The sequence below is a fragment of the Bacillus sp. SG20033 genome, assembly GCF_044570195.1.
Taxonomy (GTDB): domain Bacteria; phylum Bacillota; class Bacilli; order Bacillales; family Bacillaceae; genus Bacillus; species Bacillus subtilis.
In genome coordinates this window covers 2191769-2210073 of record NZ_CP172606.1, presented here as the reverse complement: position 1 = coordinate 2210073, position 18305 = coordinate 2191769, and the positions used below count along the sequence as shown (strand labels likewise).

The 18305-nt window shown below is 45.4% G+C and carries 4 protein-coding genes; all 4 read left to right on the top strand.

Annotated elements, in window-relative coordinates; genetic code table 11:
* Positions 1 to 35: 35 nt before the first annotated feature.
* The 4 genes from galM (at position 36) to ppsB (ending at position 18296) form a co-directional block, all read left to right on the top strand.
* Positions 36 to 1013: an aldose 1-epimerase gene (gene galM / locus ACFVP7_RS11405; RefSeq protein WP_338734040.1), complete on the top strand. Its 978-nt coding sequence runs from the start codon at positions 36 to 38 to the stop codon at positions 1011 to 1013.
* Positions 1014 to 1046: 33 nt separating this feature from the next.
* Positions 1047 to 2522 (top strand): D-alanyl-D-alanine carboxypeptidase/D-alanyl-D-alanine-endopeptidase, encoded by a 1476-nt coding sequence (dacB, locus tag ACFVP7_RS11400; protein ID WP_338734038.1) that lies wholly within the window; start codon positions 1047 to 1049, stop codon positions 2520 to 2522.
* A gap of 381 nt (positions 2523 to 2903) precedes the next feature.
* Positions 2904 to 10589: a plipastatin non-ribosomal peptide synthetase PpsA gene (gene ppsA, locus ACFVP7_RS11395; protein ID WP_338734036.1), complete on the top strand. Its 7686-nt coding sequence runs from the start codon at positions 2904 to 2906 to the stop codon at positions 10587 to 10589.
* A 24-nt stretch (positions 10590 to 10613) separates the two neighbouring features.
* Positions 10614 to 18296, top strand: a complete 7683-nt coding sequence (gene ppsB / locus ACFVP7_RS11390) for a plipastatin non-ribosomal peptide synthetase PpsB (protein WP_396582135.1) — start codon at positions 10614 to 10616, stop codon at positions 18294 to 18296.
* Positions 18297 to 18305: the final 9 nt, after the last annotated feature.

Genomic DNA, 18305 nt, shown 5'->3' with positions numbered 1-18305 from the left:
ATACTAGCAATGAATCAAGGAGAGGTTGAGTAAACATGGCAAACTTTATTGAGAAAATCACGTATTTGGGAACGCCGGCCATCAAAGCGGGCAACGAACATCTAGAAATGATTGTTGTCCCTGAGTGGGGGAGCAACGTCATTTCTCTCGTGGACAAAAAAACAAAAGTCCAGCTTTTGCGTGAACCGGAAACAGCAGAAAGTTTTCACGACACACCAACATTGTATGGCATTCCAATCCTGTTCCCGCCTAACCGCATAGGTGACGGTACATTCAGTTTCCGGGGCAGAACGTATCATTTTGATATCAACGAGAAGGATAAACACAACCATCTTCATGGGTTTCTTTACCATGAAAATTGGAATGTCGTGACCACGAAGCAAACTGATGAAGAAGTGACTGTTGAAACAGAAATTGATCTTTCTGAGCTTCCCCATGTGCAGAAGCAATTTCCTCATCATGCCGTCGTTCGGATGACATACACGATCAAGGGGAATACCCTATTTAAACATGCGACGGTCATGAACAAAGGAAAGGAAGCGTTTCCTTGGGGAATTGGTTATCATACTACATTTGTGTTTCCGGCAGAAAGCTCATTATTTTCCCTGACAGCAGATCAGCAATGGGAGTTGGATGAACGCCTGCTGCCGACCGGGAAGCTGATGGATGTCCCGTATAAAGAAGCTTTGCATGAAGGAATGGATTTGCGCCACAAGCAGCTGGATGATGTCTTTTTATCTTCTTATCAGAAGAGAGGCGGAGAAAATCAGGCTGTCATTTATCATCAGCATGCACATATCAGCATTATTTATAAGGCAGATGAACAGTTTAACCATTGGGTTGTATACAATGCGGACGGAAAACAAGGGTATTTATGCCCTGAGCCTTACACATGGGTGACAAACGCCGTGAATCTTGATTTACCTTCGTCACTCACTGGTTTACAAGTGCTGGAGCCGGGAGAAGAAACGACAGCTAAAAGCAGTATCACCATTGAACTGAATCATCAATAGCCAATGATGAAGCGCAGAGAGGCGGGGAAATGAATGAAAAAAAGCATAAAGCTTTATGTTGCTGTTTTACTGCTTTTCGTTGTTGCTTCGGTGCCTTATATGCATCAGGCTGCGCTTGCCGCTGAAAAACAAGATGCACTTTCCGAGCAGATCGATAAGATTTTAGCTGATCATCCTGCCCTCGAAGGCGCAATGGCCGGCATCACCGTTCGCTCTGCGGAAACAGGTGCTGTTCTATATGAACATTCAGGAGACACCCGAATGAGGCCTGCCTCTTCTCTAAAGCTTTTGACAGCGGCCGCGGCACTTTCTGTCCTTGGCGAGAACTATTCTTTTACAACCGAGGTCCGGACGGATGGAACACTGAAAGGGAAAAAGCTGAATGGTAACCTTTATTTGAAAGGGAAAGGCGATCCGACACTTTTACCATCTGATTTTGACAAAATGGCTGAGAAATTGAAACATTCCGGCGTAAAAGTAATTAAAGGCAATCTGATCGGTGATGATACGTGGCATGATGACATGCGATTATCACCTGATATGCCTTGGAGCGATGAATACACATATTATGGCGCGCCAATCTCCGCTCTAACAGCGTCTCCAAACGAAGACTATGATGCAGGCACTGTGATTGTTGAGGTCACTCCAAATCAAAAAGAAGGGGAAGAGCCTGCCGTGTCTGTCTCTCCGAAAACCGATTATATAACGATAAAGAACGATGCTAAAACGACTGCTGCCGGTTCAGAGAAAGACCTCACAATCGAAAGAGAGCATGGAACAAACACGATTACAATTGAAGGGAGCGTACCGGTTGACGCAAACAAGACAAAGGAATGGATTTCTGTCTGGGAGCCTGCCGGATATGCCTTAGATTTATTTAAGCAGTCACTAAAAAAACAAGGTATTACTGTGAAAGGGGACATCAAGACGGGTGAAGCACCTAGTTCTTCAGATGTGCTGCTCTCTCATCGCTCAATGCCTTTATCGAAACTTTTTGTGCCGTTCATGAAATTAAGTAATAACGGACATGCCGAAGTGCTCGTAAAAGAGATGGGGAAAGTGAAAAAAGGAGAAGGGAGCTGGGAAAAGGGGCTCGAAGTGTTAAACAGTACGCTTCCGGAATTTGGTGTTGATTCTAAATCACTCGTCTTAAGAGACGGATCAGGAATCTCACATATTGATGCTGTATCCTCAGATCAACTTTCACAGCTGTTATATGACATTCAGGATCAGAGTTGGTTCTCGGCTTATCTAAATTCATTACCTGTTGCGGGCAACCCTGACAGAATGGTGGGCGGAACGCTGAGAAACCGCATGAAAGACACTCCTGCACAAGGAAAAGTAAGAGCAAAAACCGGATCGCTCAGTACGGTAAGCTCTCTATCGGGGTACGCAGAAACAAAGAGCGGAAAAAAACTTGTTTTCTCTATTCTTCTAAATGGATTGATTGATGAAGAGGATGGAAAAGATATTGAGGATCAAATCGCTGTCATTTTGGCAAATCAATAATAGCGGCAGACCTGTTTTCCATGAGAAAACAGGTTTTTTTATGTCTGTAATAACGCTTTGTCGAACCTTCCAACAATTAGAAGAATTATGCACAAAAGCAAATTAGTTCGATTAAAAAGTAGTGTATAAGACCTTATGTAAAACAATACTTTTATCACTTTATATCCGGAAATTTGATAAAAAAAGAAACGAAAAATAAAGAAATAATACTATATTCAAAAAAATGTTATAAAAATTTAATGTTTTTTATTGTACTTTAAAAAATATCCGTTAATATAGTGCATATATGGATTATATAGTCATATAATTTCTTTTATTGTCATTTTTCTGCTTTTTTCTACTTTTTCTTATCCTCTTATTATGAGAACTGGAGGGAATCCGTTGAGCGAACATACTTATTCTTTAACCCATGCCCAAAGGAGAGTGTGGTTTACCGAACTGCTGGAGCCAGATACCAGCATTTGCAATCTCACAGCCTGTGTGAAATTCAAAGGCAATATTGAGCTTGATACTCTGGAGGGAGCGCTGAATCATTCCATCTCCCGCAACGACGCCATTAGATTTCAGCTGTTAGAAGGAGAAGAGCTTGAGCCGCGATTGCACCTTACTGAATATAAATATTATCCACTTAGAATAATTGATTTTTCAAATGTTGAAATGATAGAAATAGAGCAATGGATTCAGGATCAAGCGAGCATTCCATTTAAACTGTTCAACTCGCCTCTTTATCAATTTTACCTCCTTAGAATTGACTCTCATGAAGTTTGGCTATTTGCGAAATTCCATCATATCATAATGGATGGAATCTCTTTAAATGTGATGGGAAATCAAATTATAGATCTTTATCAAAAAATGAAAAAGAAAGATCCTTTACCTGATCAGCCGGAACCTTCTTACTTGAGCTACATCGAAAAAGAGAGTCAATATCTACAATCTCCGCGGTTTGCAAAGGACCGTTTATTTTGGACGCAAACCTTTGAGCACCCGTTGGAATACCACTCGTTAGCCGACCAGACGTCCTTACAAAAACAGAGCACTTCTGCATCCAGAGACACCATCATTCTTTCACCTGATCTAGAGCAAACGATTCGAAACTTCTGCGAAGAACACAAGATCAATATCATTTCCTTATTTATGGCTTCATTTTACATATGCATTAGCCGAATCACTTCTAAAAAAGATCTTGCCATTGGCACCTACTATGGCAACAGAGGGTCAAAGGCTGAAAAAGAAATGCTCGGCATGTTCGTTAGTTCTCTTCCAATCAGAATAACGGTTGATCCTGACACAGATTTTCTTTCCTTTGTCCGCACAATAGGCAGGGAACAGCTTTCTGTTATGCGTCATCAACGGTTTCCTTATAATTTGCTTGTAAATGAATTAAGAAATGAACAGAAGGATTTACACAACCTTATCGGTATATCTATGCAGTATCAGCCACTTCAGTGGCATAATGCAGATGATTTTGACTATGAAACAGCGCTTTATTTCAGCGGATACACCGCAAACGAGCTTTCAGTTCAAATACAAGAACGGATAGACAATGGAACCATTCAATTAAATTTCGATTATCAAAATACCTTGTTTTCTCTTGAGGATATTAAACGAATACAATCTCATCTGCTTACCATACTGGAAAACGCCCTTCAACATCCGCACAGCTTTATAAGAGAATTAGATATGACGAATACAAGAGAAAAGCAAAAATTGTTGTATGAGTTTAACAAGACGGAAGCTGTTTCGCCTAAAGCTTTCACCCTGCATGGGCTGTTTGAGCAACAGGTAGCTTCCACACCGGAGCGGCTGGCCATTCGCTTTTCAGGCGGTTCGCTGACATACGCTGAGCTTGACATGTACGCCAGCCGACTGGCTGCGCACCTTGCGGCACGCGGCGTCACAAACGAAAGTATCGTCGGTGTCCTGTCTGAACGCTCACCTGACATGCTGATCGCTGTCCTTGCTGTATTGAAGGCCGGAGGGGCGTATTTGCCGCTTGATCCTGCGTATCCAAAGGAGCGGCTGAGCTACATGCTGAAAGACAGCGGGGCATCGCTCTTGCTGACACAGCCGGGATGCTCCGCACCGAACTTTTCCGGAGACACGCTTGAAATTGACATGACATCTCTTGCGAGCGAAAAAGCAGAAAACCATGAGTTTACTCCTGCTGACGGCGGATCTCTCGCCTATGTCATCTATACATCGGGCTCTACCGGGCAGCCGAAAGGAGTGGCCGTTGAGCACCGTCAGGCTGTTTCCTTTCTGACCGGTATGCAGCACCAGTTTCCGCTTTCGGAAGATGACATTGTCATGGTGAAAACCTCTTTTTCCTTTGATGCGTCTGTGTGGCAGCTGTTTTGGTGGGCTCTTTCCGGTGCTTCGGCGTATCTGCTTCCGCCCGGCTGGGAAAAAGACTCCGCATTGATCGTAAAAGCCATTCATCAGGAAAACGTGACAACGGCTCATTTTATTCCGGCTATGCTGAACAGCTTTCTCGATCAAGCGGAAATGTTAGCGCTCGGTGACGAGACAAGCCTGAAGCGTGTATTCGCCGGAGGTGAACCGCTTGCGCCCCGTACGGCAGCCCGTTTTGCTTCTGTATTGCCGCAGGTATCATTAATCCATGGCTACGGGCCGACAGAAGCAACGGTAGACGCGGCATTTTACGTGTTGGACCCAGAACGGGACAGGGACCGCTTGCGGATTCCGATCGGGAAGCCCGTACCCGGTGCGCGTTTGTATGTTTTAGATCCACATTTAGCCGTACAGCCTTCTGGTGTCGCCGGCGAACTGTACATTGCCGGAGCGGGTGTTGCCAGAGGTTATTTGAATCGGCCGGCATTAACGGAGGAGCGTTTTCTTGAGGACCCGTTTTACCCGGGGGAACGCATGTACAAAACCGGGGATGTGGCGCGCTGGCTCCCTGACGGGAATGTTGAATTCCTCGGGCGCACGGATGATCAGGTGAAAATCCGCGGCTACCGGATTGAACCGGGAGAAATTGAAGCGGCACTAAGAAGCATAGAAGGCGTAAGAGAGGCGGCCGTTACCGTACGGACAGACAGCGACGAGCCGGAATTATGCGCTTATGTAGAAGGGCTCCAAAGAAACGAAGTCCGAGCGCAGCTTGAGAGACTGTTGCCGGGCTACATGGTCCCAGCCTATATGATAGAGATGGAACAGTGGCCGGTTACACCAAGCGGAAAGCTCGACCGAAACGCCCTGCCAGCTCCTGACGGAGCGGCAGATGCGGAGACCTACACAGCGCCGAGAAACGTGACTGAGATGAAGCTTTCTCAGCTGTGGGAGGACGTGCTGAAAAATGGCCCTGTCGGGATTCACGACAACTTTTTTGACCGCGGGGGGCATTCCTTAAAAGCAACGGCGCTTGTCTCACGGATCGCCAAAGAATTCGATGTACAGGTGCCGCTAAAAGATGTGTTTGCCCATCCGACGGTAGAAGGACTGGCTACCGTTATCCGTGAAGGAACGGACAGTCCATATGAAGCGATTAAGCCCGCTGAAAAACAGGAAACCTATCCGGTTTCCTCTGCCCAAAAGCGGATTTATGTCCTTCAGCAGCTGGAGGACGGAGGGACAGGCTACAATATGCCGGCTGTGTTAGAGCTCGAAGGGAAGCTCAATCCTGAAAGGATGGACAGAGCTTTCAAAGAACTGATCAAGCGCCACGAGTCGCTTCGGACCTCCTTCGAACAGGACGCAGGAGGCGATCCGGTGCAGCGCATCCATGACGAGGTGCCGTTTACGTTACAGACTACAGTTCTCGGCGAACGAACCGAACAGGAGGCCGCAGCTGCATTTATCAAACCGTTTGATCTCAGCCAAGCGCCGCTGTTCCGTGCCCAAATCGTAAAGGTATCAGATGAGCGGCACCTGTTGCTGGTTGATATGCATCACATCATTTCAGACGGTGTTTCCGTCAACATTCTGATTCGGGAATTCGGCGAGCTGTACAATAATCGGAAGCTTCCGGCACTGCGTATTCAATATAAAGATTATGCCGTATGGCAAGAAGGATTCAAAACAGGAGACGCGTACAAAACGCAGGGGGCGTACTGGCTGAGGCAGCTCGAGGGCGAGCTGCCTGTGCTGGATCTTCCGGCTGATCATGCCCGCCCGCCTGTGCGAAGCTTCGCGGGTGACAAGGTCTCATTTACGCTGGAACCAGAGGTTGCATCAGGCCTTCACAAGCTGGCACGAGAAAACGGAAGCACACTGTACATGGTGCTCCTTGCGGCTTACACCACGTTCTTGTCACGCTTAAGCGGACAGGAAGATATCATCGTCGGCTCGCCAATTGCCGGCCGGCCGCACAAGGATCTTGAGCCGATACTCGGCATGTTTGTGAACACGCTGGCGCTTCGGACGCGCCCGGAGGGCGGGAAGCCATTCGTACAGTATTTGCAGGAAGTGCGTGAGACAGCATTGGAAGCCTTTGAGCACCAAGATTACCCGTTCGAAGAGCTTGTCGATAAGCTTGAATTGACACGAGATATGAGCCGGAACCCAGTGTTTGATGCGATGTTTATCCTTCAAAATGTGGAAAAACAAGACATAGATCTGAGAGAAATAAAAGTCCGGCCTGCCAATTTCGCACATCACATTTCCTTATTTGATATCACATTAATAGCTACGGAAATAAGTGGATCTATTTGCTGCGAAATGGAATTTAGTACAGAAGTATTCCTGAAAGCTACGATTGAACGCTGGGCCGATCATTTTACCGAATTTCTGCATGCGGCACTTTCAACCCCTGAAACAAGCCTTGCACAAATAAACATACTTAGTGATAAAGAAAAACAAAAAATAGTCTTTGAATTTAACAAAACTCAAGTTGAATTTGCTCAAAAAGATATTCCTTTTCATCGCATATTTGAAGCGAAAGCTGAAGAAAATCCAGAACATATAGCTGTTATTGATAACGAAACAGAGATTAGCTATCGGCTTCTAAATGAAAGAGCCAATCGTCTGGCACGAACATTGCAAAACAGAAAAGGACCGAAGCCAACTGTGGCTGTTTTAGCCAAGCGGTCCATTGATGCAATTGTTGGCGTGCTGGCAGTGATGAAAGCTGGCGGAGTGTATATCCCAATTGATTCACATTATCCAAAAGCTCGTATTGAATACATTCTTCGTGATAGCGGGGCAGATATTCTTCTTTTACAGAGAGAGTTGAAGCATTTGATTTCGAACTCGCCTGAATCTGAGATGTCTCACATCTTCCTTGACGATGAAAGCACTTATGAAGAAAATAGCTGCAACCTTAACTTATCTCCTGCTCCTGAAGAGCCGGTATATATCATTTATACGTCAGGAACGACGGGGGCGCCTAAAGGTGTTATTGTCACCTATCGGAACTTTACTCATGCTGCTCTTGCTTGGCGTCAAATATATGAGCTGGATCGGAAGCCTGTCAGACTGCTTCAAATCGCGAGCTTTTCATTCGATGTCTTCTCAGGAGATTTGGCGAGAACATTGACCAACGGCGGGACTCTAATCGTTTGCCCAGATGAAACACGGCTGGAACCTGCTGAAATATATAAAATCATGAACTCTCAGAGAATCACGGTGATGGAGTCGACACCGGCTCTCATTATCCCGGTGATGGAGTATGTATACCGTAACCAGTTCAAGCTTCATGACTTAGACATACTGATTCTTGGTTCCGACATGGTGAAAGCTCAAGATTTCAAAACATTGACAGATCGCTTTGGCCAAAGCATGCGCATCATTAATAGCTATGGTGTCACAGAGGCAACCATTGATTCGAGCTTCTATGAAACTAGTGTGGGTGGAGAGTGTACGGGAGATAACGTGCCAATCGGCAGCCCGCTGCCGAATGTACACATGTACGTACTCAGCCAGACTGATCAAATTCAGCCGATCGGTGTTGCCGGCGAGCTGTGCATCGGCGGGGCAGGTGTTGCGAAAGGCTATCATCATAAACCTGACTTAACGCAAATGAAATTTACAGGAAATCCATTTGTCTCTGGAGAAAGGCTGTACAGAACCGGTGATCGAGCATGCTGGCTTCCAAACGGGTCGATCCGGCTTCTTGGCCGAATGGATTATCAAGTAAAGATAAATGGATACAGAATTGAAACAGAAGAAATTGAAAGTGTTCTGCTTCAAACAGGGCTTGTCAGAGAAGCTGCTGTTGCCGTTCAGCATGATAAGAATGGACAGGCTGGTTTGGCTGCATATATTGTGCCTTCAGACGTCAATACGAATGCTCTCCGTGCTGCTTTAACAAAGGAGCTGCCAGCGTATATGATTCCTGCACATCTGATTCCTTTAGAAAACATGCCGCTGACCCTAAACGGAAAGCTGGACAGAAATGCCTTGCCGGCTCCAAATAATGTGTTATCGCGTCCATATACCGCACCAGTTAACGACATACAAAAAACGATGGCGTATATATGGGAAGATGTACTGAGCATGCCACGAGTCGGCATTCACGATTCCTTTTTTGAGCTTGGCGGAGACTCAATTAAAGCATTACAAGTGGCAGCACGTCTGGCCGCTGAAGGCTGGAGCATGACAATACGCGACTTATTCCGTTATTCAACGATTCAGGAACTATGCGGACATATCACACCATTGGCATCTCAAGCGGACCAGGGACCTGCGGAAGGTGAAGCTGAACTCACCCCGATTCAGCGAAGATTTTTCGGACAGGTACATGCTTTTCACTATCATTACAACCAGTCCGTCATGCTTTTCAGTGAAAAAGGATTCAATGCTAACGCGCTTCATCTAGCGCTGCGTAAAATAACCGAGCATCATGATGCCATTCGCATGATTTTCCAACGTGACCAAAACGGCCATGTCATTCAGTTTAATCGCGGAATCAATCACAAGGATCATGAACTGTTTGGCCTTTATATTTCAGATTGGACAAAAGCATCGCTGGAAAGGACTCACCTTGATGAAAAACTTGCCGCTGAGGAAACCGTCATTCAAAGCAAAATGAATGTAGAAAAAGGGCCTTTGCTGCAAGCAGGTTTGTTTAAAACGGCAGAAGGGGATCATTTGCTGATTGCACTTCATCATCTAGTGATAGATGGCGTTTCTTGGAGAATTCTGCTTGAAGATTTAGCTGCAGCATATCAACAGGCTTTAGAAAAGAAAGAAATCCAATTACCGCCAAAAACGGATTCTTATTTATCCTACGCCGATGGTCTTACCCAAATAGCTGAAAGTAAACAATTGCTTTCAGAGAAACCGTATTGGCAAACGATTTTAGACGCTCACACTGCTTTTCTTCCTAAGGACATAGAAAATGTGCCGGACAGACTCCAAATGAACAGCGACGCAGCTGCGTTTGTACTATCCGGGGACTGGACTGAAAAATTGCTGTTTGAAACCCAGCAAGCCTATGGTACTGATGCCAACGAACTTTTGCTTACGGCTTTAGGAATGGCGCTTTCTGAATGGACTGGGCATGACCAAATCGTGATCAGCACTGAGGGACACGGTAGAGAAGGGTATGTGCCAAACATTGATATTTCAAGGACCGTTGGATGGTTTACCTCCATTTATCCTATTTTGCTAGACATGGGTATTCCCGAGCCTTTCGAGGATCAGCTCGCATACCGAATTAAGATGACAAAAGATATGCTGAGAAGAGTACCGAACAAAGGAACTGGATACGGATTGTTAACACACATAGGAGAACTGCGGCATAAAGAGCCTGAGGTCAGCTTTAATTATCTCGGTCAATTTAGCGAAGAGAAGGAAGCTGAAACGTTTCAATTATCATATTACCAGCCCCGTTACGAAATAGCGGGTGAGAGAGAACGAGAGTATGAGCTGGACATCAATGCTCTCATTACGGACGGACGGCTTCACGTAAAAGCGGTATACACCCAAGTGTTCAGCAAACACTCAATTGAGTGCTTTATGGATCGTTTTCACAGGCATCTTATCGAGACGATTGAGCATTGTTCGCAGAAAAAAGCACGCGAAAAAACATTGAGCGATTTCAGCAATAAAGAATTAACGTTGTCTGCATTATCTAGCATCGAAGATCTCGTGAAAGATCTTTAACTTTTGAAAAGGTGTGTGGAATTGATGGCACAATCGGCACAAATTCAAGATATTTATCCGTTATCGCACATGCAGGAAGGAATGCTGTTTCATTCACTAATGGATTTCAGCTCGAAAGCATATATCGAACAGACCTCGTTTACGATCAAAGGGAATCTATGCGTCGACTCGTTTCAAAAGAGCTTAAACCTTCTTGTTTCTAGATATGATATTTTCAGAACGATTTTCATTAAAGAAGTACCAGATCTTACAGGTCCGCAGCAGGTAGTCTTATCAAACCGGGAATTGACAGTATATAGAGAAGATATTTCTCGCCTGGCTGATCAAGAACAGCAGACGCTGATTGATGCTTTTATGACTAAGGATCGGGAAAAAGGATTTGATTTGCAAAAAGATCCTTTAATGCGTCTTGCCCTTTTTGATAGAGGAGACAGCCAATATACATGTGTCTGGACACATCACCATATCATCATGGATGGGTGGTGTCTCGGCATTATTCTTAAAGAGTTTTTCAGCATGTATGATTCGCTCAAAAATAACTCACCTGTACAGCTTGGCAGCACGGTGCCGTACAGCCGTTATATTGAATGGCTCGGAGAACAAGATCAAGAAGAGACTGCTGCCTACTGGAGCGAATATTTGAAGGAGTACGGCAATACTGCTTCTATTCCCCGAATAAAGCGCCGCACGGCAGACGGGAATTATAAAGCCGACCAGGTCAGCTTTTCATTAGCGCCGGATATGGTTGAGAAACTGACTGAGGCTGCCCAAAACTGGGGAGTGACATTAAACACGCTGTTTATGAGTATTTGGGGCGTGCTGCTCCATCGATATAATGCTGCAGATGATGCCGTTTTTGGCTCCGTCATTTCGGGACGCCCGTCAGCGATTGACGGGATTGAATCAATGGTCGGCTTGTTTATCAATACTGTTCCAGTGCGAATCCGATCTGCGGAAGGCATAACGTTTTCTTCGCTGGTCAAAGCCGTGCAGGAGGATATTTTATCATCTGAACAGCATGGGTATTATCCGCTTTATGAGATTCAAAACCATAGTCCATTGAAGCAAGGGTTGATCGATCATATTTTTGTTTTTGAAAATTACCCTGTACAGCTTCATCAGGCATTAAGCGTGGAGAGTGAAAATGATGAAGGCGCTCTGAAGCTGAGTGACATTTCTATGTCGGAACAAACCAATTACGACTTTAATATCGTTATCGTTCCGGGAGAATCATTTTATATCAAATTCAGCTACAACGCAGACGTTTACGAGCGGGAGGAGATGCTGAGGATTCAGGGGCATCTAAAGCAAGCACTGGATTGCATTTTGACAAATCCCGATGTTGCCGTCAGTGACATCAATATCGTGCCGCCGGAGGAGCAACAGGTTATCCAATTGTTTAACGAAACTGAGCGTCCTTATGTGAACAAAACGATACCCCAATTGTTCGAGGAACAAGCTCACAAAACACCTGAAGCTTCTGCATTGAAAATGGGAAACGAATGCTGGACCTATCGCCAGTTACAAGTAAGAGCCAATCAGATTGCGCACGCTCTGATAGAAAAAGGCGTTGGATCTGGAGATATCGTTGCTGTAATGATGGGCCGGTCAATGGAAATGCCTGCAGCTCTGCTTGGGATTTGGAAAGCAGGCGGCGCTTATATGCCGCTTGATCCACATTTTCCAGCAGAACGTCTTTCTTTCCTGCTGAAGGACAGTCAAGCGGCTCAATTGCTGATAGAAGAAGACCTTATTTCCTTAATCCCTCCGTCCTATGAAGGAAATACGATAACGATAGAACATACAGAAAGTTACCAAACAGAAGCGCCAAATATGCCGCCAGGTGATCTAGCCTACTTGATCTATACGTCGGGAACGACGGGGCGCCCTAAAGGGGTTTTAGTTGATCATCACGGTATTGCCAATACATTGCAATGGAGACGGGAAGAGTATAGCATGACCGAACAGGATATATCCCTCCATTTGTTTTCGTACGTGTTTGACGGCTGTGTAACGAGCTTATTTACCCCGCTTTTATCTGGTGCGTGCGTACTGCTGACAACAGATGACGAAGCGAAGGATGTGCTGGCCCTTAAGCGAAAAATAGCCCGTTATAAGGTCAGCCACATGATCATTGTTCCTTCCCTGTACAGGGTGTTATTGGAAGTGATGACTGCTGACGATGCAAAAAGTCTTCGTATTGTTACATTTGCGGGTGAAGCGGTCACGCCTGATCTGCTTGAGTTGAGTCAAATGATTTGTCCTTCTACTGAACTGGCAAATGAATACGGGCCCACAGAAAACAGTGTGGCAACAACAATATTGCGGCATCTGAATGAAAAAGAGAGGATCACGATCGGACACCCGATCAGAAACACAAAAGTATTTGTTTTGCACGGAAATCAAATGCAGCCGATCGGCGCGGCGGGTGAACTGTGTATTTCCGGCGCGGGTCTTGCGAGAGGATACTACAAACAGCAAGAGCTGACACAGAAAGCATTCTCCGATCATCCATTCCTTGAAGGGGAGCGTTTATACCGAACAGGTGATGCAGGCCGCTTTTTGCCTGATGGAACGATTGAATATATTGGACGTTTTGATGATCAAGTAAAAATTAGGGGTTACCGTATTGAACTGAGAGAGATTGAAACAGTTCTTCGACAAGCACCGGGGGTAAAGGAAGCCGCGGTACTGGCCCGTGATGTTTCTGCTGAGGAAAAGGAGCTCATTGCTTATATCGTTCCCGAAAAGGGAAACAGCCTCCCAGATTTGTATCAGCATCTTGCCGGGACATTGCCGTCCTATATGATCCCAGCAAGTATTATCAACATCAGCAGGATGCCATTAACATCCAGCGGCAAGCTTGACAGGTTTGCGCTTCCTGAACCAGAAAACAATACGAGTGTCACATATATGGCGCCCCGAACCTTAATCGAAGCTGATCTCGCACATATTTGGGAAGATGTGCTGAATAAACAGCACATCGGCATTCGTGATGATTTCTTTCAGTTAGGCGGACAGTCCTTAAAAGCGGCCGCACTGGTATCAAGAATACATAAAAAGCTTAATGTCGAGCTGCCGCTCAGTGAGGTGTTTTCTTATCCGACGGTTGAAAGCATGGCGGTCAAATTGATGAGCTTAAAAGAACACGCTTTTACACAGATTGAACCTGCGGATCAAAGAGATGTCTATCCGCTGTCTTTCTCGCAAAAACGATTATATGCTCTTCATCAGCTGGCAGATGCCAGCACAGGTTATAACATGCCAGCTGTACTTGAATTACGCGGAAATCTGAATCGCCAGCGGTTGAGAAGCGTTCTCACAGAACTTGTGAATCGGCATGAAGCATTACGTACTGTTTTTGTGCTTGACAGAGACGAGCCTGTGCAGATCATTTATCCAGAGATAGCTTTTGATCTAAAAGAGCTTGAAATGGAATCAGAACAAATGCTTGAGTCTGCAATCGAGACCTTTATCAAACCGTTTGATCTATCATCCGGTCCGCTTTTTAGAGCATGTGTCATTACAATCGGCAATCACCGCGGCTTTTTGCTGCTCGATATGCACCATATTATTGCCGACGGTGTCTCGATGAGCACTCTTGTCCAAGAATTTACTGACTTATATTGCGGAAAAGAGTTGCCAGCTTTAAACCTGCATTATAAGGATTTTGCTGTTTGGCAGCAAGAGAAGTACCCGAAAGAGCTATACAAAAAACAGGAGGCCTACTGGCTCGGTCAGCTTGGCGGGAGTCTTCCTACACTAGAATTACCGCTTGATAAAACAAGGCCGCGTCTCCCTGATTTCAGCGGTGGAACAATTGAAGTCAACATTGATAAAGACACGGCTGATGAGCTGCACCGTTTAATGGCTGAAACGGGAACAACATTGTATATGATTCTTCTGGCTGTCTATTCTATTTTGTTATCTAAGCTAAGCGGGCAAGAGGATATTGTTGTCGGTTCGCCTGCTGCCGGAAGACCGCACGCTGATCTGGAGCGCGTCATCGGGATGTTCGTCAATACATTGGCGATGCGCAGCAAGCCCGAGGGCCACAAAACGTTCAGCTCCTATTTGCAGGACATTCGCCACCTGGCTCTGACCGCTTATGAGCATCAGGATTATCCTTTTGAGGAGCTGGCAGATAAGCTCGATACAAATCGAGATGTAAATCGCAACCCGCTGTTCGATGCGATGCTTGTGCTTCAAAGCAGTGAAGATTTCCGGTTCGAAGTGCCTGGTCTGTCGATTTCGTCTGTCACTCCTAAACATGATATATCCAAATTCGATTTAACATTACACGCTGAGGAGCATCCGAGTGGAATACGCTGCCGTTTTGAATACAGCACTGCTCTTTTTGAAGAAGAAACCATTACGCAGTGGGCATCCTATTTTATTGAATTGGTGAAAGGGGTAACGGCGGATACCGAGATGAGAATTTCGGACATGCAATTGCTTCCTGCTGCAGAGCGTAGGTTGCTCCTTGAAAAAATGGGGCAGTATGCGGCTTATCCGAGAAATGAAAACATAGTAAGCTTATTTGAAAAGCAAGCCACTCAGTATCCGGAGCATATCGCAGTAGTGTGCGGCCATTCTCAGCTTACGTATCGAGACCTGAATGAAAAAGCCGAGCAGGCAGCTGCTATGCTGATCAAACAAGGGGTCAGAACTGGCGATATCGTCGGTCTGATGCTCGATCGGTCACCTGATATGATCATTGGCATTTTATCGATTTTAAAAGCTGGCGGGGCCTATTTGCCGATTGATCCTGAATATCCCAAGGAGCGTATTAGCTTTATGCTCAATGACAGCGGAGCAAAATTGCTGCTGACAGAGCGCGGTCAAAACAAACTTGCAGACTACACCGGGCAAATTTTGTATATCGATGAATGTGAAAACGACTCAATTCCGGCTGATGTAAACATTCAAGAAATAGTAACGGATCAGCCCGCATACGTGATATACACATCTGGAACGACTGGCCAGCCAAAGGGAGTCATTGTCGAGCACCGCAATGTGATCAGTCTCTTGAAGCATCAAAACCTGCCTTTTGAATTTAACCATGAAGACATCTGGACGTTATTTCATTCTTATTGCTTTGATTTCTCTGTATGGGAGATGTTCGGTGCGTTATTGAACGGAGGTACATTAGTCGTGGTCTCTAAAGAAACAGCCCGTGACCCCTATGCATTCCGTTTATTGTTAAAAAAAGAGCGCGTCACTGTACTCAATCAGACCCCGACTGCTTTTTACGGCTTGATGCTTGAAGATCAAAATCATACAGATCATTTAAGCATCCGCTACGTGATTTTTGGCGGCGAAGCCTTACAGCCCGGATTGCTTCAAAGCTGGAATGAAAAATATCCTCACACTGATTTGATTAATATGTACGGTATTACAGAAACAACGGTCCATGTAACATTCAAAAAATTGTCCGCAGCAGACATTGCAAAAAATAAAAGCAATATCGGCCGGCCGCTTTCAACTCTGCAGGCTTATGTGATGGATGCTCATATGAATCTGCAGCCTATCGGAGTTCCAGGGGAGCTGTATATAGGCGGCGAAGGTGTGGCACGGGGATATCTCAACAGAGATGAGCTGACCGCTGACCGTTTTGTATCCAATCCTTATCTTCCGGGAGACAGATTATACCGAACAGGAGATCTTGCTAAGCGCCTGTCAAATGGCGAGCTGGAATATTTAGGCCGCATTGATGAGCAGGTGAAAGTCAGAGGGCACCGTATTGAGTTAGGCGAAATCCAAGCGGCACTTCTTCAGTATCCAATGATTAAAGAGGCGGCTGTCATTACCAGAGCAGACGAGCAAGGGCAAACAGCTATATATGCTTACATGGTGATAAAAGATCAACAGGCTGCGAATATATCAGACATCCGGGCTTACCTAAAAAACGCCTTGCCTGACTTTATGCTGCCTGCCCGTATGATACAAATTGACAGCATCCCGGTGACTGTTAATGGAAAGCTCGATCAGAAAGCCCTGCCAGAACCTGAAAAACACGCTTATACAGCTGATGATATCAATCCTAGAAATGAGATTGAAACGGTCATGGCTGAAATTTGGGAGGAGCTTCTTAATGTGAATGAGTTGGGTGTAGGCGCCAATTTCTTTGAGCTTGGCGGAGACTCTATTAAAGCGCTGCAGGTTTGTGCCAGACTGAAGCAGCGCGGATTTGAAACCACAGTACGTGAGATGTTTGAACATCAGACTCTTGGTGAACTGTCCGCCCGGGTTCGAAAAGACGTACGCGCCATTGACCAAGGCCCGGTCGAAGGCGAGATTACTTGGACACCTATCCAGCAGTGGTTTTTCTCGCAATCTCTGGAAAGCCATTATTTTAACCAGTCCGTTATGATCTACCGGGCTGAACGATTTGATGAGGCTGCGCTTAGAAAAGTACTAAAAAGCCTTGTGACTCATCATGATGCACTGAGAATCGTATGCCGGCATGAAGATGGCAGGCAGGTGCAGATAAACAGAGGGATAGATCTTTCAGATGAGGAGCTATATGCACTTGAACTGTTTGATGTAAAGGATAGCCTAACAGAAGCACGGTACACGATTGAGGAAGCAGCCAGCCGGATGCAAGAACATATTCGTTTGGAAACCGGCCCCTTGCTTCATGCTGGATTGTTTAGAACCGAGAATGGTGACCATTTATTTCTGACGATTCATCACTTAGTTGTTGATGCGGTTTCCTGGCGAATTTTGTTCGAGGATTTTTCAGCTGCTTACAAACAGGCAGTCTCAGGAGAATCTATTAAACTGCCGCAAAAAACAGATTCATATTTAACGTATTCTCAAAGAATAGTTGACTACTCTAAAAGCCGCCAGATGCAGCGCGAAGCAGCGTACTGGGATGAGTGCGAGAACCGTCACATCCAGCCTGTTCCAAAAGACAATGACGCAGCATCTAACACATTCATAGATACAGAAGTGATTGATTTTGAGCTATCTCGCCATCACACAGAATTACTATTAACGGCTGCACATAAAGCTTACAGCACGGAGATGAATGATATCCTTCTGACAGCTTTAGGTTTTGCTTTGCAGAAATGGACGGGAAATAACCAATTTAAAATCAGCATGGAGGGCCATGGAAGGGAATCATATCTTGAGGACATCGATATTAGCAGAACTGTTGGCTGGTTCACCTCCATTTATCCTGTGTGGCTTGATATGAGAGATTCCGATCATAAGGACAAAGAAGAGCGGCTGGGCCACCTTATTAAACAGACAAAAGATATGCTGCACCGTATACCGCATAAAGGCGCGGGCTACGGCGTGCAGAAATATATCAGCAAAAGATGGGGCTCTGAGAAAAACAGCCCAGAAATCAGCTTTAATTATTTAGGCCAGTTTGATCAGAATATTCAATCAAATGCCTTTGAGGTGTCTGACATCAAGCCAGGAAATGAGATCAGCCCGAACTGGGAGCGTCCTTATGCACTGGATATCAGCGGCGCCGTTTCTTCGGGGTGCCTGAACATGCACATCATCTATAACAGGCTGCAATTCGAAGAAAAAACAATCCAAACATTTTCCAGGCATTTTAAACAGACACTGGAAAACATCATTGAGCATTGTACGGGCAAAGAAAACCGAGAATGGAGCGCATCTGATTTCACTGATGAAGACTTAACGCTTGATGAATTGAGTGAGATTATGGGAGCCGTCAACAAACTATAGGGAGAGGAG